Origin of the sequence: Xanthobacter dioxanivorans, assembly GCF_016807805.1 — a bacterium.
Classification (GTDB): domain Bacteria; phylum Pseudomonadota; class Alphaproteobacteria; order Rhizobiales; family Xanthobacteraceae; genus Xanthobacter; species Xanthobacter dioxanivorans.
On record NZ_CP063362.1, the window covers coordinates 5,471,568 to 5,497,473 of the forward strand.

Here is a 25,906-nt window from a genome sequence, read left to right on the forward strand (position 1 = left end):
TGGGAACATGACAGACAACGGGGAAACGCCATCCCGCTCCGCCGGGCGCACCGGCATCGTGGGACTCGGCTCCATGGGCTTCGGCATGGCCCTCTCGCTCTTGCGCGCCGGCCTTGATGTCGCCGGCTGCGACGTCAGCGCCGCCAGCGTGGAGCGCTTCGCCACGGCGGGCGGGCGCGGCGCCGCGACCCCGGCGGAGGTGGCAAAGGGCGCCGACCACGTGGTGAGCGTGGTGGTGAACGCCGCGCAGACGGAGGCCATCCTGTTCGGTTCCGGCGGCGTCGCCGAGACGCTGCCGGAAGGCTCCGTCTTCATCTCCTGCGCCACCATGGATCCGGACGTCGCCCGCAGCCTCGCCGCCCGGCTGGAGGCGGGCGGACGGCATTATCTCGATGCGCCCATCAGCGGCGGCGCGCAGCGGGCGGCGGAAGGGGCGCTGACCATCCTGGCCTCGGGCAGCCCTGCCGCCTTCGCCAAGGCGCGCCCGGCGCTCGACGCCATGGCCGCGAAGCTCTACGAGCTCGGCGACGCCCCCGGCGCGGGCGCGGCGTTCAAGATGATCAACCAGCTGCTCGCCGGCGTTCACATCGCCGCCGCCTGCGAGGCCATCGCGTTCGCCGCGCGGCAGGGCCTCGACATCCGCAAGGTGTACGAGGTGATCACGGCGTCCGCCGGCAACAGCTGGATGTTCGAGAACCGCATGCCCCACGTGCTCGACGGCGACTATGCCCCGCGGAGCGCGGTGGACATCTTCGTCAAGGACCTCGGCATCATCCAGGACATGGCGCGCAGCGCCAAGTTCCCGGTGCCGGTCTCCGCCGCCGCCCTGCAGATGTTTCTCGCCGCCTCCGGGGCCGGCATGGGCCAGGACGACGACGCGTCCCTCGCCCGGCTCTATGCCCGGATCACCGGCACCAGGCTGCCGGGGATGTGAGCGCGGGCGGACCGCGCCGGATGCCTTCGGGTGATGTGGTCCGCCCGGAAACTCGTCGCAATCGCGAGATAGATTGAGATTTGTAGACCCGCCGCCCCCGCGGCGGGTGCGGCGCCGTGGGCGGCGAGCCTTGTCCGCTGGCTTTCCTGGATACTGGCTTTCCTGTCCGTTGGCTTTTACGACGAGCCCGGGCGGCGCCTGAGCGCCCCCCTTCCGGCCTCGGTCCCGAACCGAGGACGTCGGTAAAAGGAGACCTTCCATGTTCCACGTGACCCGTGCCGCGCTGTTCGCCCTGCCTCTTTTCGCCCTCGCCTCCGCCGCCGGCGCGCAGAGCGTCGATCCCCAGCAGGCCCAGGCCCTGCGCACCGCCTGCGAGGCGGACGTGAAGAAGCTTTGCAACGGCGTCCAGCCCGGTGGCGGACGCATCCTCTCGTGCCTCAAGGAGCACAAGGCGGAGGTCACCCCGCCCTGTCAGGCGAGCCTTTCGGCGCTTGCCACCGGCCTGCGCAAGCAGTGAGGCCGAGATTGGAGTCGCGGGCCTGAGGCGCAGCCTCAGGCCATGGCCATGAGGCTGGCATTGCCGCCGGCCGCCGCGGTGTTCACCGAGACCGACACCTCCTCCAGCAGCAGGTTGGCGGGCCAGGCGAAAGGCGTCGCGGCGGCTTCGGCGGGGCTGGCCGCGTGGATCGGCACCACCGGGCCGGGCAAGGCGGCGATGCGCAGCGCCGCCGCCGTCAGCTCGGCCCCCTCCCCTTCCACCAGCGCCGCGGCAAAGGACGCCGCCCCGCTCCCGGCGTGCCCCACGGTCATGCGCGCCACCACCGGCCGCGGCAGGCGGGCGACAGGGACGGTCAGCGCGTCCGGGGCATCCACCACCATGCGGTTGCCGGTGGCCAAGGCGGCGCCGACCTGGCGCCAGAGGCCGGTTTCGGTCTTCGGAAGCAGCAGCAGCGTGCCGCGCGGGCGCAGCTCATAGGTGTTGCGCTCGCCCACCGGCCCCGGCAGATCGAGGACGCAGCCCAGCGATACCCCGGCCGCGAACGCGCGCACGGCCGCCGCGTCCTCCGCCCGTCCCCGCGCCGCCAGCCAGTCGGCGAATGCGCCCGCCGCCGGATCAGCGGCGCCGGAACCCACCGCGAATTGCGGGCCGGTCACCAGCCGGCCCAGATAGAGCGGCCCGCCCGCCTTCGGGCCGGTGCCGGAGAGCCCCCGTCCGCCGAAGGGCTGCCCCCCCACCACCGCGCCGATCATGTTGCGGTTCACATAGAGGTTGCCCGCCGCCACCTGCCGCGTCACCTCGGCGACGGTGCTGTCGACCCGGCTGTGCAGGCCGAAGGTGAGGCCGTAGCCGGTGGCGTTGATGTCCGCGATGAGGCGAGGCAGGTCCGCCCGCCGCCAGCGCAGCACGTGCAGCACCGGGCCGAACACCTCCCGCTCAACGTCCGCCATGGCGGCGATCTCGATCAGGGTGGGCGCGACGAAGGTGCCGCATGCCGTCGCCGCCGGCAGCGGCAGGCGATGGATCTCGAACCCCTTCGCCGCCATGGCCTCCACATGGGCGGCGATGCCGGCCCGCGCTGCTTCGGTGATGACCGGGCCCACGTCCACGCTCAGCCGGTCGGTGCGGCCCACCTCCAGCTGGTCCATGGCGCCCTTGAGCATGGCGAGCACGGTGTCGGCCACCTCCTCCTGCAGGCACAGCACGCGCAGGGCCGAGCAGCGCTGGCCGGCGCTGTCGAAGGCGGAGGCGATCACGTCCGCCACCACCTGCTCGGGCAGAGCGGAGGAATCCACGATCATGGCGTTCTGCCCGCCGGTCTCGGCGATCAGCGGCACCAGCCGGCCGTCGGGGGTGAGGCGGCCGGCGAGCACGCCGGCGATGGCGCGCGCCACCTCCGTCGAGCCGGTGAACATCACCCCCGCCACCTCGGGCGCCGCGACCAGCGCCGCGCCCACCACGCCGTCGCCGGGCAGGAGCTGGAGCACGTCGCCGGGAATGCCCGCCGCATGCAGCAGGCGCACCGCCTCGCCGGCGATCAGCGGCGTCTCTTCCGCCGGCTTGGCCAGCACCGCATTGCCCGCCGCCAGCGCCGCCGCCACCTGCCCGGTGAAGATGGCGAGGGGAAAGTTCCACGGGCTGATGCAGGCGACCGGCCCGAGCGGGCGATGCGCCGGGGTGAGGCGCGCCGTGGCCTCGCCGGCATAATAGCGCAGGAAATCCACCGCCTCGCGCACCTCGGCCACGGCGTTGGCGGCGGACTTGCCGGCCTCGCGCATGATGAGGCCGAGCAGATGCGGCATCTGCACCTCCAGCATGTCGGCGGCAGCGAGGAGCGGCGCGGCGCGTTCCGACGCCGGGCGCGCGGCCCAGCCGGGCGCCGCCGCGGCGGCAGCGGCCACGGCCCACGCGACCTCGTGCGGCAGCGCCTCGCGCACTTCGCCCACCATGTCGCGGTGATCGCCCGGATTGCGCACGCGGCGCGCCGGACCAGCACCGACCGCTGGAGCCGCCCGCCACGGCGTCGCCACGCTGGCACGCAGGACCGGCGCCAAAGCGGCGAGCACGCCGTCGCTGGCCAGATCCAGCCCCGCCGAGTTGGCGCGCGCGCCATAGAGGGCGCGGGGGGCGGCGATGGTCTCGCTCGGTGCGCCGGGATCGGCCATGGCGGCGATCACCTCGGCCGGATCGGCGACCAGTTCCTCCACCGGCACCCTCTCGTCGGCGATGCGGTGCACGAAGGAGGAGTTGGCCCCGTTCTCCAAGAGCCGCCGTACCAGATAGGCGAGCAGCGTCTCGTGGGTGCCGACGGGAGCATAGATGCGGCAGGGGCGCCCGCGCGGCGCCTCGCCCACCACCTCCTCGTAGAGCTGTTCGCCCATGCCGTGGAGGCACTGGAATTCGTAGTCGCCCACACGGAAATCCGGGCCCGCCAGCTCCCAGATGGTGGCGACGGTCTGGGCATTGTGGGTGGCGAACTGGGGGAACACCGCGTCGCGCGCATCCAGCAGCTTGCGGGCGCAGGCGATGTAGCACAGGTCCGTGTGCACCTTGCGGGTGAAGACGGGGAAGTCGTCCAGCCCGTCCACCTGCGCGCGCTTGATCTCGGCATCCCAATAGGCGCCCTTCACCAGGCGCACCATGAGGCGGCGATCGGTGCGGCGGGCGAGGTCCACGAGAAAGTCGATGACCGCCGGGCACCTCCTGCCGAAGGCCTGCACCACGAAGCCGAGGCCGTTCCAGCCGGCCAGCCCCGGATGGGCGCACAGGGCTTCCATGAGGTCGAGGGAGATTTCGAGCCGGTCCTGCTCCTCGGCATCGATGTTGAGGCCGATGTCGTGGCGCCGCGCCAGCAGCGCCAGGTCGGCGAGGCGCGGCAAGAGCTCGCCCATCACCCGCTCGGCCTGGGCCCGGGCGTAGCGCGGATGGAGCGCCGACAGTTTCACCGAGATGCCCGGCCCGCCGAGCACCCCGCGTCCCGCCGAAGCCGCGCCGATGGCCGCGATGGCGGCGCCATAGGCGGCGAAATGGCGATCGGCATCGGCCGCGGTCATGGCCGCCTCGCCGAGCATGTCGAAGGAGAAGCCGAAGCCCTGCGCCTCGCGCCGGCGGCTGCGGGCCAGCGCCTCCTCGATGGTGCGACCCATGACGAACTGCTCGCCCATGAGACCGATGGCCATGTCCACCGCGCGGCGGATGACCGGCTCCCCGCAGCGCGCCACGAGGCGGGTGAGCGCCGCCGAAAGCCCCCCGGCATCGTCGGGCGCGGCGAGCCGGCCGGTGATCAGGAGGCCCCAGGTGGCGGCGTTCACGAACAGCGAACGCCCGCCGCCGAGATGCGATTGCCAGTCGCCGGCGCCGATCTTGTCGCGGATCAGCGCGTCGCGGGTGGCCGTGTCCGGGATGCGCAGCAGGGCCTCAGCGAGGCACATGAGGGCGACGCCCTCGCGGCTGGAGATGGCATATTCGTGCACCAGCTCCGCCACCGCCGATCCGCGCGGCTTGGCGCGCAGGCGGGTGACGAGATCGCGAGCCCGCCGGGCCACGGCGGCGCGGCTGGCTTCCGGCAGGCGTGCCGGGGAGAGAAGCGCGGCGACGCAGGCGCGCTCCGGCAGCCGGTGCGCCGCGGTGATCGCCGCGCGCAGGGCGCAGCGCGGCCCGGCGGCCGGGGCGAAGGCGTCGAAGAGCGGCGCGGCGGCGGGCGGCGGCGCGGGGCGCAGGGCGGCGGTGGCCATGATGTCGGTCCCCCTTTCGGTCCCGGCGGGCGGATCGGCGGCGCGCGGGACGGTTTCGGCGATTTCCGACATGATAAATCGACGAAGGCAGGCGTTTCGCCTTTTCGGCTTTCATCCATTCTGCATAATGGCTTAAATATCTGCGGATTTTGGATCACTTCGATGGATAGTTCCCATATCGACAGCCAAATCGACTCCTTCGATACGAAGATCATCGCCGCGCTGGCGCAGGACGGGCGCATGTCGGTGACCGATCTGGCGGGCGTGGTCGGCCTGTCGCGCAGCCCCTGCCAGGCGCGGCTGAAGCGGCTGGTGGACGAGGGCTACATCCGCGGCTTCCGCGCCGTGCTCGACCCGGTGAAACTCGGCCTCGACCACATCGCCTTCACCGAGGTGAAGCTCTCCGAGACCACCGAGCGGGCGCTCTCTGCCTTCAACGCGGCGGTGCTGAAGATCAAGGAGGTGGAGGCCTGCCACATGATCGCGGGGCCGTTCGACTACCTGCTCAAGGTGCGCACCCGCGACATCCGCCGCTACCGCGAGGTGCTGGGCGAGAAGATCTCCAGCCTGCCGCACGTGGCGAGCACCTCCACCTACGTGGTCATGGAGCCGGTGAAGGACGAGGTGGCGTGAGCGGCCATCCCTTGCGGCGCGGCGGCTCCTGCCGCATGCCGCATTGCAAACTGCGGCGCACGCGCCTTCACTGGGCCCCGTGCTCCGGAGCCGCGCCGTGTCGATTCTTCCTCCCTCCCCCACGCCTTCCCTCGAAACGCCCCTGCTGCGCTTCCTGAAGGAAACCCACGCACGGTTCGGCCCACTCGATGAGGGCGAGGTCGCCTCCTACATCCCCGAGCTGGGAAAGGCGGACCCCGACCACTTCGGCATCGCCGTCGCGACCACCGACGGCCACGTCTACGAGACCGGTGACACCGGCGTTCCCTTCACCATCCAGTCCATCTCCAAGGCCATCGTCTACGCCCTCGCCCTCGACACGCTGGGGGCGGAGCACGTGGAGGCGACCATCGGCGTGGAGCCGAGCGGGGAAGCGTTCAACTCCATTCGCCTGCGGGCCGACAACAAGCCGTTCAACGCCATGGTGAATGCCGGCGCCATCGCCTGCTGCGGGCTGATCTCCGAAGCCACGGGGGAGGCGGCGTTCGAGATGATCCGCGCCGCGCTCGGCGCCTTCGCCGGGCGCACGCTGGACGTGGACGACGCGGTCTTCCAGTCCGAGCGCGCCACCGGCGACCGCAACCGCGCCATCGCCTATCTCCTGCGCACCTATGGCGGCGTGCGCGGCGACGTGGACCTGATCCTCGACACCTATTTCCGCCAGTGCTCCATACTCGTCACCGCCCGCGACCTCGCAGTGATGGGCGCCACCTTCGCCAATCACGGCGTCAACCCGGTGACCGGACAGGTGGTGGCGTCCAACTATGCGGTGGCCCGCACGCTGGCGGTGATGAGCTCGTCCGGGATGTACGACTTCGCCGGCGAGTGGATCTATCGCGTCGGCCTGCCGGCGAAGAGCGGAGTCGGCGGCGGCATCGTCGCGGCGCTGCCCTCCCAGCTCGGCCTCGGCATCTTCTCGCCCCGCCTCGACGCCCACGGCAACAGCGTGCGCGGCATCCGCACCTGCGCCGCCATGTCGGAATCCTTCGACCTGCACATGCTGTCCCGCCGCGGCGACGTGCGCACCGCGGTGGTGGCAGACTACGACTTCCGCACCGTGCCGCCCCGGCCCGGCCGCCAGACCAAGGCGCAGGAGATCCTCGCCGCGCGCTCCGGCGCCATCCGGGTGCTGGAGCTCTCCGGCCAGCTCTCCTTCGCCACCATGGACTATGTCACCCGCCGCCTGACCGATCCCGCGGGGGTACCGGAATTCCTGATCCTCAACCTGCACCGCGTCTCCACCATCACCGACGCCGGGCTCAGCCTGTTCATCGGCCTCATCCGCAACCAGCTGCCGGCCGGAACCACGGCGGTGATCGCCGGAGTGGAGGGATCCTCCCCCGTAGCGCCTCAGCTCAAGGCGCTGAGGGACCAGGGCGTTCGGGTGCGCATCTTCCCCACCTACGACGCCGCGGTGGAATGGGCGGAAGACCAGATCGTCTACCGCCACGGCGGCTTCTCGCAGGTGGGGGTCGAGGCCGACCTCGCCGGGCAGTCCCTGCTCGCGGGCCTTTCGCTGCAGGAGATTTCCGATCTGTCCCGCCTCGGCACCCGGGTCACGTTCGATCAGGGCGCCCGCATCATCTCGGCGAGCGAGCCCCCGGCCAAGGTCTTCTTTCTCCTGCGCGGCATGGTGAGCGCGCGTGCCGCCAACGACGTGCGCCTCGCCACCCTCATTCCGGGAATGGCCTTCGGCGAGCTCGCCCTCATCGAGGAGGCCCGGGCGGCGGACGTCTTCGCCGAGACCGAGGTGGTGTGCCTCGAGCTCGGCGTGGAAGCGTTCCGCACGTTCGAGGAAGCCAACACCCGCGCCGCCAGCCGCATCATCCGCAACCTCGCGGTGCTGCTCGCCGCGCGCATCCGCATGGCCACGGCGCGGATCGAGATGCTCACCGGCTAGGACCCGGCTCTATCCGCAGCCGGCTCGGCTCCTACATCTCAGGTCGGCCTTTACAAGCCCGGCCGCCGCCCGCACTCTCTCGGCAAACAGGAGGGCCCTCAAAGACAAGGGCCCCCACGACCGCGCAGGGAGCGAAGACATGGCGGATATCCTCGAACGGCCGGCGGGCGCGGTGCACGTCGCCCCCACCATCCGCGCCATCACATTCGCCGACGTGAAGGCGGCGCTGCTGGAGGGGGTGGAGGACTTCAACCGGGCACCGGTCATCGGCGCCCTGTTCGGCGCGGTTTATGCCTTCGGCGGCATCATCCTGCTCGCCTGCGTCTTCGCCCTCGACCTCGGCTATCTCGCCTATCCCCTGTTCGCCGGCTCGGTGCTCATCGGCCCGTTCGTGGCGGCCGGCCTCTACGACGTGAGCCGGGAACTGGAGGCGGGCCGCACGCCCACCCTGCGCGGGGTGCTGTCCACGGTCTTCGCCCAGCGCAAGCGGGAACTGGGCTGGATGGCCTTCGTCACCATCTTCGCCTTCATCATCTGGATGTATCAGGTGCGGCTGCTGCTGGCGCTGTTCCTGGGCTTTGCCTCCTTCGGCACCATGCAGGAATTCATGCGGGTGCTGTTCACCACCTCCGACGGGCTGAGCTTCCTCGCCGTCGGGCACGTGGTGGGGGCCGCCCTCGCCCTCGGCCTCTTCTCCATCACCGTGGTGTCCTTCCCGCTGCTGATGGACCGCGACCTCGACGTGGTGACGGCGATGATCACTTCGGTCCAGGCGGTGCTGCTCAGCCCCGGCCCGATGATCGCGTGGGGCATGACGGTGGTGGCGGTGCTCTTCATCGGCGCGGCGCCGTGTTTCCTCGGCCTCATCGTGGTGCTGCCGGTGCTCGGCTTCGCCACCTGGCATCTCTATCGGAGAGTGATCTCGCCGGCGGCCTGACGCCGGGCGCCGCAGGGCGGACGGCCGCGCCGGAGGGGTCAGGCCGGACCCGACTTCCGCCCGCCGGACGGTGTCTTCTTCGGCGATGCCCTGCGCGGCGCCTTGGTCGTCGGCTTCTTCGCCGGCGGACTGCTAGCCGAGGGGGCCTTGGTCGAGGTTGGCTTGGCCGAGGTTGGCTTGGCCGAAGTCGGCTTGGCCGATGCAGCCTTCACCGCGGCAGCCTTCACCGAAGCAGCCGCCGCCTTGGGCGCCCGGGACGCCTGCTTGCGGCTTGCCGCCTTACCGGCAGCGGAGACCTTCACCGCCTTCCTCGCTACCGCCTTCTTCGCTGATGGCGGCTTGCGGGCCGGCTCCTCTGCTGGCGCGAGAGGCGACCCGCGCCCGGCGGCCGTATCCGGCCCGGCCACGGCGGCAAGCTTCCGGGATGCCTTGGCGAGCTTGCCCCCGGCGCCTCGCGCCGCGGCCTCGGCCGCCACGCGGCGATCGTCAACCTCCGCCGGCAGGCCGGGATCGCTTTCCGCCTCGACGGGCAAGGGCGGCGCCTTCCGCCCCTTCGCGGACTTGGCCTTGGCCGGCTTCTGCGCCTTCCCCCGTGGGACGCCTTCTTCCGATGCGCCGGGCGCCTCGTCGGGCGCCGCCTTCTCCCCGGCAACCTTTTCCTTCGCCGCCTTGTCTTTGACGGCCTTCTCCTTGGCGGCCTTCTCCTTCACCGGCTTTTCCGACGCCGGCTTTTCCTTCCGCGGCTTGTCCGCGGCCGCCTGGAGCTTCGCCTCCCACCGGCGGGCCATGACGTCGCCGAAGGCCCGGATGAGCAGGCAGAGATCCTCCTCCTGCACGGCTCCCGCCGCGCTGTCGACGGAGAACCAGAAGCCGTGCCGCTGGAACCGCTCCGGCCACTTCTGGAGATGCCGCTTCACCTTCAGCGGAAACACCAGCACGTCGCACAGCACCGAGCGCGTGCCGAGCCGCTTCTCATAGGTGTACATGCCGAAGGGCTCGCGGGCGATCACGCCCATGAGCCCGGCCTCCTCGTAGCATTCGCGCGCCGCAGCCTTGGGCGGTGACAGGCCCTTCATCGGCCAGCCCTTGGGAAGGACCCAGCGCCGGGTCTCGCGCGAGGTGATGAGGCGGATCTGCACTTCACCGTCGCGCCGCACCCGATACGGCAGGGCAGCATACTGCACCCGCCGGCCCGGGCTCCCACCGGCGATCGGCATGGCTGGCCAATCCGATGGATGCGACATGGGCGTTCCTGCGGAAGGACTGGAGGGCCTGAAAGTGTTCGTCACGCGTCTTGCTGCCGATACGTCCTTGCGAATCTCTCGCGGAAACATGAATCGGACAGTGATGCTGATCTAGCACATGCAAAAGCCCAGGTAACCTGCGGCCTTGACAGGGCGCCCTCCTGCCGGCCCGCTGCCGCCTCCCGGAGGCGGCGATCGGCCGTCGCCTCGACCCGGCAGCCGCATCCGGCCGCCGCTCAGAGCGGTTCGACCTCGTAGACAATGACGGTGCGCGCCCGCACCTCGATCTCGCCCGCCTCCACCGGCACCGGCGCGCGCGCCATGTCGGCCTTCATCATCATGGGCTGCGGCAGGATGGGCATGCTCTGGCCCTCGGGCTGGATGCTGGTGATCCGGGTGAGGCGCAATCCGGCCGCGGCGGCGAGCGCCTTCGCCTGGTCCATCCCCTCCTTCACCGACGCAATCTGCGCCTCGCGCTGGAGCTTCGCCGGATCAGACAGGGCGAACGTCAGCCCGGAGGCCTGGTTCGCGCCGGACTGGACCACCCGGTCGAGCAGGGCGCCGAGCGAATCGAGGCTGCGGACGGTGACGCGCACGGAATTGCGCACCTCGAAGCCCATGAGCTTCGGCGCTTCCCGCGAGCCCTGCTGCGGGTAGGAATATTGCGGCTGGACGGAGAAATTCGCGGTGGCGATGTCGGAGGCCGCGATGCCGGCCGCCTTGAGGGTCTCGATCACCGCGGCGACGGCCTTCGAATTCGCGCCGAGGGCGTCATCGGCGGTCTTGGCCGTGGTCACGGTGCCTGTGGACAGCACCGCCATGTCCGGCGCCGCGGTGACCCGGGCCTCGCCCACCACCGTCAGTGTCGCTGCGCCGGCCGGAACGGCGAAGACGATGGCCGCCGCGAGCGCCCCAGCCAGCAGGCGACCGAGCGGATAGGAGCGGCGGAACGAGGTTTGACGCATGATCTTCTCCCCATGGGCAAGGCCGGGAGACGACGCCGCGAACACGGCGCCATTGCGGCAGCCGCCCTGGCGGATGCGGCGAGATCTGCGGTTGTTCACGCTGCGCGAGATTGCTAGAGCATGCCCTGCGCCGCGCGGGAAGCCCCACTCGCCGCAGGGCCCGTAGCTCAATGGTCAGAGCTGACCGCTCATAACGGTCTGGTTGCAGGTTCGAGTCCTGCCGGGCCCACCAAATTCCTGCTCGCCGTGGTTCGGGACGGTTCGCATATACCAAGCGAAATCAAGCTACTCCGCATTCTCACGCGCCGCTGGCGTTCACTGAGGCGCGTTGGCGTCCGAAAAATTTGTTGGTATTTTTGAGGGTCAGATTTTCCTACCCTCTTTGAGATACCAACATGCCCCTGACCGACACTGCCGCCAGAAGCGCGAAGGGGCGCGAGAAGCCATACAAGCTCACGGACGGGGGCGGCCTATACCTGCTGGTGAAGCCCGAGGGGGCCCGGTACTGGCGCCTTAACTACCGATTTGGGGGAAAGCAGAAGGCGCTGGCTCTCGGCACCTGCACCGCGGCGAGTTCGCCGTGGTGGACCTGGCCGACCACCAGCCGGCGCAGGGCGAGCTGTTCCTGATCTCCTATCGGAATGCCCCGGTGGAATGCGGCCGCATCTTCGCGCTGTGCCAGATGATGGGGCGGCCCAGCGACCGCCGGTGCGGCGGGGGACGGGTGCATCAGCCGGTGACCGACGCCGTCGGTCACGGCAGGGATCTCCGCATCCCCCACTCGACCCGCTAGAAGCGCCACGCCAGGTTGGCCTGGACGGCATTGACCGTCACGCTGTCTGCGAACTGGCCGACATAGGCCATGCCGAGGCGGACCTGTTCGCCGATGCGCAGGTCGGCGCCCGCCTTCACCAGCGCGGTGTTTTGCGCCAGCGGCACGCCGGCGACGGTGAAGTTCGCGCTCGGGACGCTAAGGAAGGCGAGCTGGGCATCGGGTGTGAGGTCGCCGAAGGCATATTGCCAGGCGACCGAGGCATTGGGCTCCAGCGCCACGCCGCGTGACAGCTCCACGGTGGTCGCCAGCCGGAGGCCGAGCGAGGAATAGCCGACGCCCATCGCGTTGGACGCGCCGGTCAGGCCGGCCGAGGCGCCGGTCTCGGTGAAGCCGTCGGTGCTCAAATGGACGTAGGCGAGGCCCGCGAAGGGTTCCAGCGCCAGGTGCTGGACGGCGAAGCCGTAACCGAGTTCTGCGAACACCTGCCCGGTCCCGCCGGAATAATCGGCGTTCGCCCGCTGGAAGAAACCGGGATAGGCGATGGTGCGCGAAGCGTCGATCTGGTTGAAGGCGTAGCTGGCGGCGAGGCGCAGCTTCCAGGGCCCGGAACTGGTGCCCGCATAGAGCGCGACCAGCATGCTGTCGGTGTCGGATTGGCTCGCCAGCGCATCCATTTGCGCACTGGAGTGCGTGTAGCCGACCGCCGCGCCAAGCATCCAGTTCTCGACCTTGACATCGGCGCCGGAGATGACACCTCCGATGCTGGCATCGACGTCGGCGGCGTCGCGGCCGCCGCCATAGGCGCTCCACCCGCCGAATGCCTGCGCCCAGATGGTGCCGTTGAACGCGGGCTCGGCGGAAGGCTGCGCCTTGGTCGGGAACGGCACGCCGGAGGCGGTCGGCGCGGCATAGGCGAGCGCGGGCCCGCCGAAGCCGAGCGCGGCCGTCGGGCCGCCCTGGCCGGCATAGGAGCCCTGGCGCAGGCGTCCCAGCAAAGCGTCGCGGCTGTATGCGCTGTCGCCCAAGAGAACCGTCTGCGCGCTGGCATAGGCCTCGCCGGAGAGGGCGGTGAGCGCGCCGGGCAGCTCCGCCACGGTAAGGCCGTAGAGCGGGCTGAGCGCCGTCGGAAGGGTCGTCAGCAGGCCGTCGGTGGTGGTGTTGATGAGGCGATCGAGCGCACCGCCGACCGCGCGCTGGTTCGGCGTGTTCCCCGCCTTGCCGGCGAGATCGGCGGCGACCGTCATGGTCACCGCGGTCGGCGCATAGGCCACGCTCGCATCGAACAGAGCCGGCAGGCCGGGGGTGACCACGTGGTCGAAGGTGCCGGTGATGCCGTCGGTCGCAACGATAAGCGTTGTGGTCGGGGCGAAGCTCGTGTCGAGGAAGGACGCCTGCAGCGTGCCGGAGAGCCGTACGGTGCCCGTCACCTCCAGGACGTCGCTGCCCTCATCCGTCACGCGCGCCGCGTAGGTGCACGTCGTGGTCTGCACGAAGATGCCGCTGAAGAGGTGGGTGATTGTCGGGCCGGTGCCGCTCACGCCGAGCCAGCCGGCGTTCTCGAATCTCTTGTCCGTCCCCGCCGTCGCGGCCAGCCGGCCATCGACGATGCCCGTGTTCACGATCACGGTGCCGTGGCTGTCCGGGCCCGTGCGCAGGGCATCGGCCTCGACCGTGGTCTGCAGGGTGCCGTAGTTCAGGAAGGTGCCGTAGGTGCCATGCAACTCCACCGCTGCCCCGGCGATGCCGGTGGCGGTGATGGTGCCTTTGTTGGTCAGCACGCCATAGGTCTCGCCACGCATGCCGATGCCGCCATTGCCGGTGACATGGATGGTGCCGCTGTTGATGATGTCGTCGCCCTTCAGACCTGACAAAGCGGCGGCATTGTCGGTCGCGAAGTTCAGCGTTCCGGTGTTGCGGATCGGGTTGTACATGCCCGGAATGGTGGCGATGAAACCGTTTATGGTGGTCGTGCCGCCCTCGGTGGAGACATAGATGCCGACGACATTGTCGCCATAGGCCGAGTTGGACGACACGACGGCACCGGGAATGTCGATCTCGTACCAGGTCACGACGCCGAGGGCGTCGATATGCATGACCGCGGGATGCACCACGCCGTCCGCCGACACCCAGTTGGTGACGAGGTTGTACTCGCCGGAGCGGCCGGCCCCGGTGATACCCTCGAAATGGGTCGCGACGGCACCGGGGTGGTCGTAGGTTTCATAGGTGCCGGTGGTCTGGTCGTAGATGTAGCCGTGCTCGGCGTGGAGCCCGCCGCCGACCTCGACCTCGCCGTAGCCGCCGGCGATCTTGTCGCCGTAGATGCCATAGGCGGTGGTGCTGACGGCGCCTGGTATATTGTTGGTAATATAGGTTTTTGTGTCGATATTGTAGATGAAGGCGTTGCCGGTCGCGAGCCGGGTGTCGTAGTCGCCGACCACCTGGTTGCCGAAGTTGCTGTGGGCAATGGTGTAGAGCGTGTCGGTGCCCGGATAGGCCAGCGGTGTCAGCGTCTGCCCCGGCGCCGCGGCGGCGTCGTAAAGATAGCTGAGGTCGTACGGGGCCGACGTTTCGGTCTGGTAGCTGCCCACCACGCGCAGGATGCCGCCGGGGGTTCCGAAACTCGGCCCGTAGGGCGACGAGCCTATGGCGCCGGGATAGTTGGCGCCGTTGTCGGTGGCTTCCGGCATAGGCGACCAGGTCTGGCTGGTCATGTTGTAGTAGAGGCCGCCGGTCTCGGTGGTGCCAGGAATGGTATAGTTGCCGACAATGTTGTCGCCGCGAATGCCGGTGAGGAACGTCCCGGTCGTCCCGTAATTCAGCGTTTGATAGGTCGTGGACGAAGACGGCAGGGGGTCGGCCAGCGCGCCTTGCCCCAGGCTGCCGGCGCCCAGGCCTATGGCGACGAGCCCGAGCGCGCGTGTCCGCGACACGTCGCAAAAAAACGATCGAATTTTCATGAGATGCCCCTCGCCCCGGCTCAGGGCACAGGCAGGCTATCCAGAGGTAGCTGGAATAGCTATGTCACATTTTGATCTTATTTCTCCGGAGCAATCCCTGCGCAGGCCACGGGTGGTCGTGTGCTTCGGCAAGGAGGACGAGGCATGGTCTTTCATGCGACCCTCCCAAAGAGAAACTGGTGAAGACCAGCCCAGCGGCTTCGCGCCCGATCCCGCCCAATCCCCCCCTGATCCCGGCAAATCCCCAAAGGGGCCATCCAGGAGCCAACGCCGCGATCTGCTGGTACCTGTAAATATATGTTATGATTATATCATTGATATTCAATAAGTTTTTCTACTTATTGTCCATCCTTCCGGCACCCGCTTTCCAAAGACATGGGACGAAAATGCGATCTGCTCAAAGATCGCATCGATGCTGTGGCCCTGGCCAAAGTCTTTTGGAGTGTCAGAACATCCGAGAAATTACCGGGTTGGGCCGACCTCGCCAAGACATCGGTTTGGCATGCAACCTAGCGTGGCGGCGCCTGTCGCCAGTGGGAAAACCGGCTTTCCAGGAGACGGACCATCTCCGTCAGCAAGACGCCGAGCACGGCGAGCGCGACCACGATCACGAACACATAGTTCGTCGCGAACTGGTTGCCGTAGTTCACGAGCATGAAGCCCATGCCGGAGATGCCGAGAAACATCTGCGCCACGATCATGCCGATGATGGCCTGTCCGATGCCGAGACGCAGCCCGGACATGATGAAGGGCACGCTCGCCGGAAGGATGATCTTGCGCACGAGCTCGCTCTCTCCCGCGCCGAAGGAGCGCGCCGTCTCGATCAGGTTTGAGCTGACGTTGCGCACGCCCGTGTGCGTGCTGATCAGAATGGGAAACACGCTGGTGCCGAACACAACGGCAATTTGCGCAGGGATCCCGAGCCCCAGCCACACGATGATCAACGGGATCAGCGCGATCCGCGGAACCACGTAAAGCGCGTTCACGTAAGGGTCGAGCAGATATTCGACGGTGCGCGACCGCCCCATGGCGAGCCCCAGTGGAACGCCGACGAGGATTGCGACACCGAAGCCGGCAAACACCACGCCGAGGCTCACCAGCATCGCCGCCGGCAGCTCACCGTTTGCCACCAAGGCCACCCCCGCCTTGAAGACGGCGGTCGGGGTCGAGAGGAAGATGGGGTTGAGCCTGCTGCCCACGATCTGCCACGTCACGCCGACGACCGCGAGGGACGCGGCGCGCAGCGCCCACTTGTTGGCCATGTGCTCCTCACTCCTGGCTGGTGTTCGGGTGGAAGATGTGGGCGCGCAGCCGCGCCCGGAACTCGGCGAACCTCGGGTCCGCACGGACGTCGTAGGCCCAGCGCGGCTTGGGAAAATCGATGGCGATGACTTCCCTGACGCCGGCCGGGCTCCCGCCCAGGACCACAACCCGGTCGGAGAGATAGATCGCTTCGTCGATATGGTGCGTGACGAACAGCACGGACTTGCGGGTTTCCGCGACGATCTTTGACAGCTCGTCCCAAAGGAATTCGGCCGTCTGGGCGTCCAGGCTGCCGAAGGGCTCGTCCATCAGCAGCAGCGCCGGATCCGTGGCGAGGGCGCGGGCAATGCCGACGCGCTGCTGCATGCCGCCGGACAACTCGTGCGGATAGGCATGCCGGTGTCGCCCCAGCCCCACGAGCTCGATGAAACGCTCGGCACGCGCCCGGCGTTCCGCCTCCGGCACCTTCTGGAGCTCCAGGCCGAACTCCACGTTTCCGACGACATTCCGCCACGGCAGCAGGTTGATGGCCTGAAACACCATCGCCCGCTCCGGTCCGGGACCCGACACCGTCTTGCCGTTGACTTTGACGGATCCGGCATCGGCCTGGGCCAGGCCGGCGACGATGCGCAGGAACGTGGTCTTGCCGGAACCGCTCGCCCCCACGATGGAGACGAACTCGTTATCACCCACCTCGAGATCCACGCCCTTGAGGATGTCGGCGACCTCCACGCCGTTCCGCCCACGAATTGCGAACTGCTTGCCGACACCGCTTGCCACCAGGTGCGCCATCGCGGTCTATCTCCTGCCCACCACCGCGACCGCTTCTTTGACGAAGCGATCGGTCGCCCAGCGGTCGAAGGAAATCTCCCGGTCGATGATGCCGTACTTGACCATTTGGGCGACGGTCTCATCCCCGGCCTTGGGATTGAGCAAGTCGTCGTTGGGGTCCCAGACGCCCATCCGGACGAGGATGTCATAGGCTTGCGAGATGGTGCTCTCCGCCATGGGCGCGAGCATGGGCGTCGCGACCTTCAGGAAAGCCGCCTTGTCGAGCGCCTCGCGGGTGGCGAGCAGGTGGGCTTTCACGATCTCGGTGGCGAGCTGGGGATTGGCCTCCAGGAACGACCGCCTCGCCCAGAACGCCTTGAAGATGAGGTCCATGTTGTGGGATGGCGGATCAATGATCCTGAACGCGCCTTTCTGCGTCAGGTCGAGTGCCTGGCCCACTTGGAAGGAGGCGGCCTGGATGCCGCCGGAGATAAGCGCATTGCCGCGCCCAGCCCCTCCTCCCACGGGCTGCCAGCGGACCTTGGATGGGTCCACCCCCTCGGCCCGCATCTGCATCACGGGCAGATAGTAGGTAGAATCCACGAGCGAGATGACGCCGACGGTACGCCCTTCGAGCGCCTTGAGGCTGCCGAGCCCGTCCTGGGCGGTCATCACCAGGTAGGGGCGCGCGCCGGAGGCGAGGGCGAAGACCACGATGTCCTGCTGCTGCAGCACAGCGGCAAGGCCCGCATTGAGCGTGGCAATGCCGACGTCGGCCTGGTCGGCGATGATGGCCTGGATCGCCCGCACCGCCCCTGGCAGGTAGGTCACCTCGCTCGGGATGCCGGTGCTTTGCTTCAGGAAGTGCTCGAAGGTGCGCACGTCCGGGATGCTCAGAATGTCCAGGGTGGTGCCGTTGGCCACCCGCACCTTCTGGACGGCGGCCTGGCCATGCGATGGGAGCATGGCCAGGGACGCGAGGGTCATGATCGCTTGGCGGCGTGTCTGCTTCCACATTTTCACGATCCTCTGGAAGTGGGTTGTTGTTAGTTGCGCAGAGCGTGGCCGTCGACGAACCGGCCCCAGCCGGGCTCGCCCGTCACCACACCGTCTCGCATAACGACCTTCCCGCGCGAGATGGTCATGACCGGCTTGCCGGTGAAGGCGCGGCCGGTGAAAGGCGACCAGCCCACCTTGGTCTGCACGCCCTCGTCGGAGAAGACACCCTTGGCATTCAGGTCCAGCACCGCGAAATCGGCGTCTGAACCGGCCTGGATGACGCCCTTGCGGGGATAGAGGCCGATGAGCTTCGCCGGATTCTCGCTCAGCGTGCGGACCAGTGTCGGCAGGCTGAGCACGCCCTCTGCGACATAGGTGAGCAGGCCCGAGACGAAGTGGTCGAGCTGCGGGTTGCCGAAGGGGATCTTCCAGGCGTCCTGCCAGCCCGGCAGCAGTTCCTCGCGGGTATGGGGCGCATGATCGCTGCCCAGGATGTCGACCCATCCCCGCTCGATGTCACGCAGGATCTTGAATCGCTCCTCATCCGGCAAGCCGTAGGGCGTGCACAGCGGCCCGAGCCGCTTCATGTCATCGGCGGTATGCAGGACGTATTTGGGATTAACCTCGATGGTCAGCGGCAGGCCATCTTGCTGAGCCCGGTGAAGCTGGAGAATTCCGGCTCCCGACCGCAGGTGCAGGATGTGGACGCGCGCCTGGCAGGCACGGACCATCTCGATGAGCGTTGCGATGGCGGTGTGATCGGAGACGAAGTTCTCGCCAAAATAGGCCGGCAAAAAGTCGTCCGGCGTCGTTGTTCCGGCCGCCCAGCGCTTCTTCGATTCGTGAGCGAAGATCTCCTGGTTGGTGGGATGCACGGCGCAAAATGTACCCTCGGCCTTGGACAGCTTGAGGGTGTCGTAGAGCATGCCGTCGTCGCCGGTAAACAGCTCCGGATCATGAGGATATCCGGACTTCGGGTCGGCGACCATGAAGATCTTCACACCGATGGCGCCGTCGCGCAGCATCAATGGGATCTGGTCGAGCTTCGTCGCGCCGGCATACAATGCAAAATCGACCAATGACTTGGTGCCGACATCGTCGCGCTTCGCCCGAAAAGCTTCGCTCGTGTTGATCGCGGGCTTATTGTTGGGCATATCCACAACGGTGGTAATGCCTCCGGCAACGGCGGCGCGCGTGCCCGAGGTGAAGTCCTCCTTGTAGGTCAGCCCGGGATCGCGGAAGTGGACGTGGGTGTCGATGAATCCAGGCACGACCACCCTGCCTTCGAGCTCGATTACCTCGCGGGCCGGCGGCGTCCATTGGTGGGTGGAGACAAACGCGATCTGTCCGTTCTGGACGCCGATCGATGCGTCGATCAAGCCGCCGGGGGACATAACCTTGCCTCCAGCGAGCACGAGATCGATATCCGACATGTGAATGACCTTCCCTTTACTTGGACTTGCGAGAAATCGGGAGAGAAGCGGCCTTCGCGCCGAACTCCGCGGAAATGCGCCTCGCGCAGGCAAGGACAGACACGCCGAGGACATCGAGCTTGGACGAGAACCGCTGGTCCGGTCCCCACACGCCAACGCCGCCGATGACAGCACCGCTGCCGTCCAGGATGGGCGCGGCGACGCCCGAGACCTCATCGCGAAACTCGCCACGGTTGATCGCGTAGCCGCGGGCGCGGATGGCGGCGAATTCGTTGCGCAGCGCGTCCTCCCCAACGATGGTCGAGGACGTGTGAGCCACCGCTCGGGCTGCAACCTCCGCCTGGAGAGCCTCCGACGCGAACGCCAGCATCGCCTTGCCGGTACCGACGGAATAAGCCGGAATTCGACTTCCCACGTGCGTGATGGCCTGGATCGCGTGACCTGACTCAGCCTTGTCGACATAGACGACGTCGTGACCGTCCAGCACGGCAAGGATGACAGACTCGCCCGTCTCGGCGACGAGGGCCTTCAGATGCGGCGCCGCAATGGCGCGGATGTCGACCTGCGCCATGACCTCAAGGCCCAACTCCCACAGCTTGAGCGTCGGGGTGTAGGTGCTTTCCGAAGTCCTGCGCACATATTCCGCGGCTTCGAGCGTCGTAAGCGCGCGATGAATATTGCTTTTCGGCAAGCCGATTTCCCTGGAGAGATCGGAAATGCCGCGTGGGCGCCCGCCTCTGACGAGGGTTTCAAGAATTTTCAATGCCTTGAGTGTGGTGCTGTCCATGATGTTCTGAATATTGGAACGTGTGTTTCAAATATAATCGCAGTGGTTCCGCCTAGCGTCAATTGGCGCTCGCAACAATTTTGTCAGATTGGCGCGGAGGCTCTCGGTTACGGGGAAGACAGCCACCCAGGCCTTGAAGATCGACCGGGTCCGAGATCTCGTCGCGCCGGTGGAAGTAAAATGCCGCGATGCGCCCCCGCTCCGCTGCGCTCGGCCCGCATACCCGGTGCGTTGCCGCGTTTTCCGGGCCGCCGGGCCTCTGCGTCCGGCGATGCCACCCATGACCGCGTCGGGCCGCACGAGGCCGTTCGGCAGGCGGAAACCGCGATCTTCGATCCGGACGGTTACGCCCGCCCGTCCCTGCCGAACCCGAGAAGCCCGTGGGGCCTCAGCCGATTGCAAAAGGTCGTGCGATCGAGGCCGAGACAACGCGCGGCTTCGCGGCGATCGCCATGGCTTTCATCCGGCGCCACCGTCAGGGCTTCCCAGGATGCGCGGCGTGGCGGGGCCGATGGGGAGGCGTGGAGGTGTCCCGGATCAGGTAGGAACCTGTCACGCGGCCCCGTTCAGGAACACCAGCCACATGGGGAGGCTGACGCAACCGATCAGCGTGGACTGGGCGATGAGGGTGGCGACCGCCTCCCGGTCGGCACCGAAGACGGACGCGAGGACATGGGCCGCGGAGGCCGTCGGCAAGGCGGCGAAGAGGGTCAGCACGGTGGTGCGGACCGGATCGATCCCGATGGCCGTGGCCAGCGCCCATGTGGCGGCGGGAAGGATCAGCAGCTTGATGGCGTTGAGGGCGACGGAGAAGCGGTTGACCCTGGCGAGCGCCCGCCAGTTCAGCGATGCGCCGATGGACAGGAGCGCGATGGGGATCGCCGCCATCGCCAGCATCCGCACCGGCTTGAGCAGGAGCGGAGACAGGTCCACCCGCAGCATCGAGAGCGCCATCCCCGCGACGCTTGCGACGAAGAAGGGATTGGTCACGATCTGGCGGATCATCTTCGGCAGGGACAGGGCATGCCCGCGCGACAGCGCGCCGATGGCGAGCACGTTGGCGAGCGGCACCGCCATGCCGATGGCGATGGACATGAGGGCGCGATGCGTCTCGGGCAGGGTCTGCACGGCCACGAAGGCCAGCGCCGTGTTGAAGCGCCAGGCCGTCTGCCACAGGCCGGCGAAGTCGAGGAAGCGCTCGGGGCCCAGCGACCGCAACGGCCAGGCGAGGCAGAAGCCCAGGCCGATGATCAGCCAGACCCCGACGCCGACCACCAGCACGTCGCCCGCATCCGGCGCCTTGCTGAGCGCCGCGGTGAAGATCAGCGCCGGGAAAAGCACCTGGAAATTCAGCTTGTCGATGCCCTTCCAGGCGTCCGGCGACAAGGTCAGGCGCAAGGCGCCGCCGAGGGCGATCAGGCTGAAATCGGGCAGCAGCGCGATGAGGATCTGGAACATGATCAGCCTCTCACCACCGCGATGAGGCGGTCCGCGGCCTCCAGGACATGGGCATCGGAAAGCCCGACGAAACACAGGCGCATCCGCTCCGCGAAGGCCACATCTCCCGGGCGGAGCGAGAAGGCCGGTCCCGGCGCGAACATCACGCCGTTGGCCACCGCCCGTTCGAACAGGCCGTCGCGGACGGCCTCGTCGGGCATCCGCGCGAACACGAACATCCCGCCTTCGACCTTCGGCACGTCGAAGCCGGCGCCGGCCAGGCGCCCGGCCAGGGCATCGTGGCGGGCCGCGTACAGGGCCCGCACGCGCACCACATGGGCGTCGAGCCGTCCGAGGCGCAGGTAATGCAGCGCCACGCGCTGCGCCAGCGAATTGGGCTGGAGGTCGCTCGCCTGACGCGCCTCCTGCATGGGTCCGGCGACGGCATCCGGCGCGATGGCCCAGCCGAGGCGCAGCCCAGGCGAGATGATCTTGGACAGACTGCCGAGATGGATGACCACAGCGCCGGGCACCTGCGGCGCCAGCGCCATGAGGCTGGATGGCGGCGGGGCGCGGAACCACAGGGCGCGGTACGGATCGTCCTCGATGATGGGGATACTTCGCCGCGCGCACAGAGCGAGCATCGCCAGCCGCTGCGCCTGGTCGAGGGTCTCGCCGGTGGGATTGCCGAAGGTCGGGAGGGCGTAGAGGGCGCGCACGTCGGGGGCAGCGGCCAAGGCCTCGGCGAGCCCCGCCATGGCCGCATCGGCCGCATCGGTGCGATACCCCACGGCGCGCACGCCAACCGCTGCGCAGGCCGAGAGGACCGCCGGATAGACCGGCTCCGGCACCAGCACCGTAGCGCCGGGCGGCGCCAGCGTGCGGATGGCGAGGTCGATGCCCTGCTGCGCGCCGGAGGTGACCAGCAGGCGATGGCCGGCGGGGACCTCGGCCACGTGCTCCTGAAGGGCCGCCAGGAGCAGCGGATCGCCGGCGCTCGGGCCGTAGGTCCAGGCCGGGAAATCGGCACCCGCCGTCGCCAGCGCCTCCGCGAGGCCCTCGTGATCGTAGGCGTCGCGGGAGGGATGGCCGCTGGCCAGATTGAGCATGCCCGGCCGCGCCGCGAAGGGGAAAAGGGCGCGCAGGGGATTGGCGGGAATACCGGCGATGAACGGGTTGAGAGCGATTTTCACGGGGCAGACCGGACGTTTCGGATGACGACAGGCTTATTCTTGTGCAGAATGAAGTGGCATAATCCAATAACTGTTAGTTATTCAGATGGCCGCCGCTCCCTTCGATGCCGTTCCCCTGCTTGCCATGCGGCTGTTGCCCCTCGTGGCGCGGCTCGGCAACCTGACCGAGGCGGCCCGGGCCCTCGACGTCAGCCAGCCGGCGGCGAGCAAGGCCATCGTCCGCGCCGAGGAGATCTGCGGCGTGTCCCTCGTCATCCGCGGCCGCCGGCCCATGGTGCTCACGGCGGAAGGCCGCATCCTGGCTGAACATGCCGAGCGGCAGGAAGAGCTCGCCCGCCTGACGGCGCGCCGCCTGGAGGATTGCAGGGCGCAGGGCGACGGCCTCGTGCGCATCGCCTCCTTCGGCGCGTCAGCGTCCACCCACATCCTGCCGCAGCTCGTGGCGGCGGTGAGCCAGCGTTATCGCAAGCTCCAGATCGAGATCACCGAGACCACCGATCAGCCCACCCTGCAGGCGCTCCATGACGGCCTCGTCGATTTTGCCACCATCGTGGAGACCGGGGATCCGGACCTCGAGCTGCTGCCTCTCAAGCAGGATCACCTGATGGCGCTGGTGCGGACGGGCGATCCGCTGGCCCGGCGCAGGACGCTCGACGCGCCGACGCTGGCCGCGGCTCCCTTCATCATGACCAAGGGCGGCAGCGAGCCGCTGGTGCGCGCTTGGTTCGCCCGCGGCGGCCACGAGCCCATGATCCGCCATTCGATCCAGCAGATCACCTCGATCCTTGCCCTGGTGCGGGCCGGCATGGGGGTGTCGATCATCGCGGAAACCGCGGTGCCGCAGACCCATGCCGGGGTGACGGTGACGCCGCTTGAGCCGAGCTTTCCCCGCACCATATGCCTCGCCCGCCGCGCGGGGAGCTTCGCCTCCCATGCGGCCGAAATCGTCTGGCGCATGGCCGCCGAACGGACCCTCGACCGCTGAGCGGCGAGCCTCGGCGCCTCACGCGCCCTTCGGCGCGGCCTTCATGTCTGGCTTGTCAAAGGCGACCTTCTCCCCGAAGCAGAAGACGCGGCCCGCCTGCGCCTTGACGAAAGCAGGATCGAGCCGCACCGCGCCGGCCTCGGCCCAGATGGCGTCCGGGCGCGTGTTCACCCACGCGTCGGGGGGCAGCAGGGTGGACCCTCGCGTCGTCACGTCCCAGATGCCGTAGTGATGGGGCACGATGAGGCGCGCCTTCAGCCTATCCGCCACCGCATCCGCCTGGGCATAGCTCAGCACGTGCTGCGAGCCGTCCACCGGCAGCAGCAGGATGTCGATCTCGCCCAGCTTGTCCCACACGCTCGACGGCGGGTTCGGACGGTTGTCGCCCCAATGCAGGATCCGGAGGCCCGCCACCTCCACGATGAGGAGACAATTGTCGAACGAGCGCCAGTTGTCGGGAGGCGTCGTGCCCACATGGGTCAGGCGGCGGGTCATTTCCGCCCAGTCATAGGCATTGTGCCGGCTATCGCTCACGTGCTTGTCGGCGATGCCGGTGATGGTGACGTCGGCAAAGCTGTAGGTGCCGATCAGCCGGTCCAGGATGACGTTGGCGCTGAGCTGATGCAGGCCGTCATGGTCGAAATGGGCATGGGTGGAGAGGGCCACGTCCACCTGCGTCTTCGGGAAGTCGTAGAGGTACCAGTCCCACGTTCCCCAGGGCGGGTTGCGCCAGGGGTCGAGCATCAAGGTGAGCCCGGCCGGCGTCGTGATGCGGAAGGCCGAGCCGCCGAAGAAGGCAAGCTCGATGGACCCGTCGCCGGACGCCGTCGGCCCCTTCTCCTGAAGCCCGATCATGTGGTTGTGGTTCTCCGGCTGCCGCCATGCCCACAACCCCTCGCTGCTCCTGTCCTTCATCGTCCGTCCCTCGGGTTGACCGCCATCGCGTCCAGGAGGACGCGGCCTTTCTTGATCACGACCGCCGCCGCATTCGTGCCGAAGCGGAATGCGAGCTGGCGGAAATCCGGCACATCGAACACCACCAGGTCCGCCTGCTTGCCGGGCGCGATGGAGCCGATGCGGTTATCGCGCCGGATCGCCTTCGCGGCGTTGAGGGTGACACCCAGCAGCGCCGCCTCCGGCGACAGGCCCGAGAGACGGCAGGCGAAGCCCATGGTCACCTGCTGGGACAGGTGCCAGCACACGGGGCACAAGTCTGTGGCGAGCGCCACGTTCACGCCCGAGCAGGCGAAGCGGCGCGCATTCACCGGCCGGGGGTGGTTCACCGCCCAGTCGAAGCCGGGGAAGACGGCGACGCTGGTGCCGGCATCCGCCAGCACGCGCAGGTCGGCGTCGCTCAGCATGTTGCCATGGTCGACAGAGGCGGCGCCGACCTCGGCCGCAAGGCGCGCGCCGCCCACGTTGACGCGCGCATCGGTGTGCAGCTTGGCGACAAGCCCCACGTCGCTCGCGGCGGCGAGCACCCGGCGGCACTCGTCGAGAGTGAACACGTCGGGGTCCACGTAGACATCGCAGAATTCCGCGAGCCCGCCCTCGGCGACCGCCGGGATGGTGTCGGCGATCATCCGGTCCAGATAGCGCGCCGCCCCCTCCTTCGGCCGGGCATGGGCGCCGAGATAGGTGCCGACGATCTCGACGCCGGTGGCCTGCGCGACCAGCCGCGCCGCCTCCAGTGACGCGAGGTCGCTGTCGTGGTCGAGCCCGTAGCCGGACTTGGTCTCGATGGTGGTGGTGCCGCAGGCGAGCATGCTCCGGGCGCGCCGCAGCGCCGCCTCGGCGAGGCGGTCCGGCGGCAGGCCGGCATTGGCGGGCCGGGAGGCCGGCACGCCCCAGGAGAGGCCGGCGGCGGTCAGGCCGGCGTCGTCGAGCCCGCGGGTGCGGTGGAAATATTCGCCGGAGCGGTCACCCTCGAACACCAGGTGGGTATGGCAATCCACCAGCCCAGGCGTGACGACGCCGCCGCGCGCATCCACGATCTGCGTGTGCGCCCCGATCAGGGCCAGGATTTCCGCCGCCGGCCCCGCCGCCACGATCTCCTCGCCGCGGACCGCAACGGCGCCGCCGTCCACGACGCCGACCCCGTCCGGACGGCCGGGATCGCACAGCACGACCTGCGCGGCACCAAGGATCACGAGGTCGGCGGGCGCCGCCAGGGTCGGCTTTTCCTCAGCCGGCGTTTCCCGAACGAGCAACTTTTTCTCTCCATGCCTGCGGCGCGACAACTTCTGCGAATGGTAAGGAAACGATCTCGCGCCAAGCCCGGATACGATGTACACGGCGCATCGCGGGGCATCAAATATGCTTAAATTATTTTTATTCTTTCTTTTCACGAATCAATAAGATTTTCTTCCCCCAAATCCATGCAAAAGTCACGATTTATATATGTCGAACCGATGATTTAAC

Annotated in this window: 21 protein-coding genes and 1 tRNA gene; 8 read left to right on the top strand and 14 right to left on the bottom strand. The window is 68.4% G+C overall.

The window, feature by feature from the left end:
- Nucleotides 1-7: 7 nt before the first annotated feature.
- Together ltnD and EZH22_RS25535 are read left to right on the top strand one after the other, a co-directional pair.
- Nucleotides 8-934, top strand: a complete 927-nt coding sequence (gene ltnD / locus EZH22_RS25530) for an L-threonate dehydrogenase (protein WP_203196768.1) — start codon at nt 8-10, stop codon at nt 932-934.
- 259 nt (nt 935-1,193) lie between these two features.
- The gene (locus tag EZH22_RS25535) at nt 1,194-1,451 is read left to right on the top strand and encodes a cysteine rich repeat-containing protein (RefSeq protein WP_203193183.1); all 258 of its coding nucleotides are present in this window, start codon (nt 1,194-1,196) and stop codon (nt 1,449-1,451) included.
- 35 nt (nt 1,452-1,486) lie between these two features.
- Here EZH22_RS25535 and putA read toward each other — a convergent pair whose 3' ends face one another.
- Entirely contained in the window at nt 1,487-5,167 is a 3,681-nt protein-coding gene (gene putA / locus EZH22_RS25540; RefSeq protein ID WP_203196769.1) for a bifunctional proline dehydrogenase/L-glutamate gamma-semialdehyde dehydrogenase PutA, read from the bottom strand.
- A gap of 162 nt (nt 5,168-5,329) precedes the next feature.
- Here putA and EZH22_RS25545 point away from each other — a divergent pair, with 162 nt between their 5' ends.
- The 3 genes from EZH22_RS25545 (at nt 5,330) to EZH22_RS25555 (ending at nt 8,676) form a co-directional block, all read left to right on the top strand.
- Nucleotides 5,330-5,800 carry an Lrp/AsnC family transcriptional regulator gene (locus EZH22_RS25545; RefSeq protein WP_203193184.1) on the top strand — a complete coding sequence of 157 codons (471 nt, stop codon included), beginning with the start codon at nt 5,330-5,332 and terminating at the stop codon, nt 5,798-5,800.
- A gap of 97 nt (nt 5,801-5,897) precedes the next feature.
- Nucleotides 5,898-7,739 (top strand): glutaminase A, encoded by a 1,842-nt coding sequence (glsA, locus tag EZH22_RS25550; RefSeq protein ID WP_203193185.1) that lies wholly within the window; start codon nt 5,898-5,900, stop codon nt 7,737-7,739.
- Between the two features lie 139 nt (nt 7,740-7,878).
- Entirely contained in the window at nt 7,879-8,676 is a 798-nt protein-coding gene (locus EZH22_RS25555) for a DUF2189 domain-containing protein (RefSeq protein WP_203193186.1), read from the top strand.
- A gap of 38 nt (nt 8,677-8,714) precedes the next feature.
- Here the strand turns inward: EZH22_RS25555 and EZH22_RS32060 are convergent, their stop codons facing one another.
- Complete coding sequence (locus EZH22_RS32060; RefSeq protein WP_231711149.1) at nt 8,715-9,893, bottom strand: NUDIX hydrolase; 1,179 nt, start codon at nt 9,891-9,893, stop codon at nt 8,715-8,717.
- Between the two features lie 263 nt (nt 9,894-10,156).
- Complete coding sequence (locus EZH22_RS25565; RefSeq protein ID WP_203193187.1) at nt 10,157-10,885, bottom strand: SIMPL domain-containing protein; 729 nt, start codon at nt 10,883-10,885, stop codon at nt 10,157-10,159.
- 156 nt (nt 10,886-11,041) lie between these two features.
- Between EZH22_RS25565 and EZH22_RS25570 the strand changes: the two genes are divergently transcribed.
- Nucleotides 11,042-11,117: transfer RNA gene (locus EZH22_RS25570), tRNA-Ile, on the top strand.
- A 163-nt stretch (nt 11,118-11,280) separates the two neighbouring features.
- Nucleotides 11,281-11,514 (top strand): Arm DNA-binding domain-containing protein, encoded by a 234-nt coding sequence (locus EZH22_RS25575; protein ID WP_408647646.1) that lies wholly within the window; start codon nt 11,281-11,283, stop codon nt 11,512-11,514.
- Here the strand turns inward: EZH22_RS25575 and EZH22_RS31495 are convergent.
- From EZH22_RS31495 to EZH22_RS25620, 9 genes are all read right to left on the bottom strand, one after another.
- Nucleotides 11,403-11,642 (bottom strand): hypothetical protein, encoded by a 240-nt coding sequence (locus tag EZH22_RS31495; RefSeq protein ID WP_210352042.1) that lies wholly within the window; start codon nt 11,640-11,642, stop codon nt 11,403-11,405. The genes EZH22_RS25575 and EZH22_RS31495 overlap by 112 nt on opposite strands.
- 32 nt (nt 11,643-11,674) lie before the next feature.
- A complete protein-coding gene (locus EZH22_RS25585; protein ID WP_231711150.1) occupies nt 11,675-14,590 on the bottom strand; it encodes an autotransporter family protein in 2,916 nt (971 codons plus the stop codon).
- 536 nt (nt 14,591-15,126) lie between these two features.
- On the bottom strand, nt 15,127-15,879 hold the full coding sequence (locus tag EZH22_RS25590; protein WP_203193189.1) for an ABC transporter permease: 753 nt from the start codon (nt 15,877-15,879) through the stop codon (nt 15,127-15,129).
- Nucleotides 15,880-15,886: 7 nt separating this feature from the next.
- Nucleotides 15,887-16,672, bottom strand: a complete 786-nt coding sequence (locus tag EZH22_RS25595; RefSeq protein ID WP_203193190.1) for an ABC transporter ATP-binding protein — start codon at nt 16,670-16,672, stop codon at nt 15,887-15,889.
- Between the two features lie 6 nt (nt 16,673-16,678).
- Nucleotides 16,679-17,638 carry an ABC transporter substrate-binding protein gene (locus EZH22_RS25600; RefSeq protein WP_203193191.1) on the bottom strand — a complete coding sequence of 320 codons (960 nt, stop codon included), beginning with the start codon at nt 17,636-17,638 and terminating at the stop codon, nt 16,679-16,681.
- Between the two features lie 59 nt (nt 17,639-17,697).
- Nucleotides 17,698-19,083, bottom strand: a complete 1,386-nt coding sequence (locus EZH22_RS25605) for a dihydroorotase (protein WP_203193192.1) — start codon at nt 19,081-19,083, stop codon at nt 17,698-17,700.
- A gap of 16 nt (nt 19,084-19,099) precedes the next feature.
- On the bottom strand, nt 19,100-19,870 hold the full coding sequence (locus EZH22_RS25610; RefSeq protein ID WP_203193193.1) for an IclR family transcriptional regulator: 771 nt from the start codon (nt 19,868-19,870) through the stop codon (nt 19,100-19,102).
- A 552-nt stretch (nt 19,871-20,422) separates the two neighbouring features.
- Nucleotides 20,423-21,328, bottom strand: a complete 906-nt coding sequence (locus EZH22_RS25615) for an AEC family transporter (RefSeq protein ID WP_203193194.1) — start codon at nt 21,326-21,328, stop codon at nt 20,423-20,425.
- A gap of 2 nt (nt 21,329-21,330) precedes the next feature.
- Nucleotides 21,331-22,500, bottom strand: a complete 1,170-nt coding sequence (locus EZH22_RS25620) for an aminotransferase-like domain-containing protein (protein WP_203193195.1) — start codon at nt 22,498-22,500, stop codon at nt 21,331-21,333.
- A gap of 85 nt (nt 22,501-22,585) precedes the next feature.
- Between EZH22_RS25620 and EZH22_RS25625 the strand changes: the two genes are divergently transcribed.
- Nucleotides 22,586-23,485, top strand: coding sequence for a LysR family transcriptional regulator (locus tag EZH22_RS25625; RefSeq protein ID WP_203193196.1), 900 nt, complete (start codon nt 22,586-22,588; stop codon nt 23,483-23,485).
- Between the two features lie 18 nt (nt 23,486-23,503).
- Here EZH22_RS25625 and EZH22_RS25630 read toward each other — a convergent pair whose 3' ends face one another.
- Together EZH22_RS25630 and hutI are read right to left on the bottom strand one after the other, a co-directional pair.
- A complete protein-coding gene (locus EZH22_RS25630) occupies nt 23,504-24,400 on the bottom strand; it encodes an MBL fold metallo-hydrolase (protein ID WP_203193197.1) in 897 nt (298 codons plus the stop codon).
- Nucleotides 24,397-25,695 carry an imidazolonepropionase gene (hutI, locus tag EZH22_RS25635; protein ID WP_203193198.1) on the bottom strand — a complete coding sequence of 433 codons (1,299 nt, stop codon included), beginning with the start codon at nt 25,693-25,695 and terminating at the stop codon, nt 24,397-24,399. Before hutI ends, EZH22_RS25630 begins: the two co-directional genes overlap by 4 nt.
- Between the last annotated feature and the right edge of the window lie 211 nt (nt 25,696-25,906).

What these genes read in the sequence shown, in the direction of transcription:
- EZH22_RS25555 (WP_203193186.1), top strand. Translation starts at nt 7,879, where the DNA reads ATGGCGGATATCCTCGAACGGCCGGCGGGCGCGGTGCACGTCGCCCCC.
- EZH22_RS25565 (WP_203193187.1), bottom strand. Translation starts at nt 10,885, where the DNA reads ATGCGTCAAACCTCGTTCCGCCGCTCCTATCCGCTCGGTCGCCTGCTG.
- EZH22_RS32060 (WP_231711149.1), bottom strand. Translation starts at nt 9,893, where the DNA reads ATGCCGATCGCCGGTGGGAGCCCGGGCCGGCGGGTGCAGTATGCTGCC.
- EZH22_RS25545 (WP_203193184.1), top strand. Translation starts at nt 5,330, where the DNA reads ATGGATAGTTCCCATATCGACAGCCAAATCGACTCCTTCGATACGAAG.
- ltnD (WP_203196768.1), top strand. Translation starts at nt 8, where the DNA reads ATGACAGACAACGGGGAAACGCCATCCCGCTCCGCCGGGCGCACCGGC.
- EZH22_RS25605 (WP_203193192.1), bottom strand. Translation starts at nt 19,083, where the DNA reads ATGTCGGATATCGATCTCGTGCTCGCTGGAGGCAAGGTTATGTCCCCC.
- EZH22_RS25625 (WP_203193196.1), top strand. Translation starts at nt 22,586, where the DNA reads ATGGCCGCCGCTCCCTTCGATGCCGTTCCCCTGCTTGCCATGCGGCTG.
- putA (WP_203196769.1), bottom strand. Translation starts at nt 5,167, where the DNA reads ATGGCCACCGCCGCCCTGCGCCCCGCGCCGCCGCCCGCCGCCGCGCCG.
- EZH22_RS25535 (WP_203193183.1), top strand. Translation starts at nt 1,194, where the DNA reads ATGTTCCACGTGACCCGTGCCGCGCTGTTCGCCCTGCCTCTTTTCGCC.
- EZH22_RS25590 (WP_203193189.1), bottom strand. Translation starts at nt 15,879, where the DNA reads ATGGCCAACAAGTGGGCGCTGCGCGCCGCGTCCCTCGCGGTCGTCGGC.
- EZH22_RS25600 (WP_203193191.1), bottom strand. Translation starts at nt 17,638, where the DNA reads ATGACCCTCGCGTCCCTGGCCATGCTCCCATCGCATGGCCAGGCCGCC.
- EZH22_RS25615 (WP_203193194.1), bottom strand. Translation starts at nt 21,328, where the DNA reads ATGTTCCAGATCCTCATCGCGCTGCTGCCCGATTTCAGCCTGATCGCC.
- EZH22_RS25630 (WP_203193197.1), bottom strand. Translation starts at nt 24,400, where the DNA reads ATGAAGGACAGGAGCAGCGAGGGGTTGTGGGCATGGCGGCAGCCGGAG.
- EZH22_RS25610 (WP_203193193.1), bottom strand. Translation starts at nt 19,870, where the DNA reads ATGGACAGCACCACACTCAAGGCATTGAAAATTCTTGAAACCCTCGTC.
- EZH22_RS25575 (WP_408647646.1), top strand. Translation starts at nt 11,281, where the DNA reads ATGCCCCTGACCGACACTGCCGCCAGAAGCGCGAAGGGGCGCGAGAAG.
- EZH22_RS25595 (WP_203193190.1), bottom strand. Translation starts at nt 16,672, where the DNA reads ATGGCGCACCTGGTGGCAAGCGGTGTCGGCAAGCAGTTCGCAATTCGT.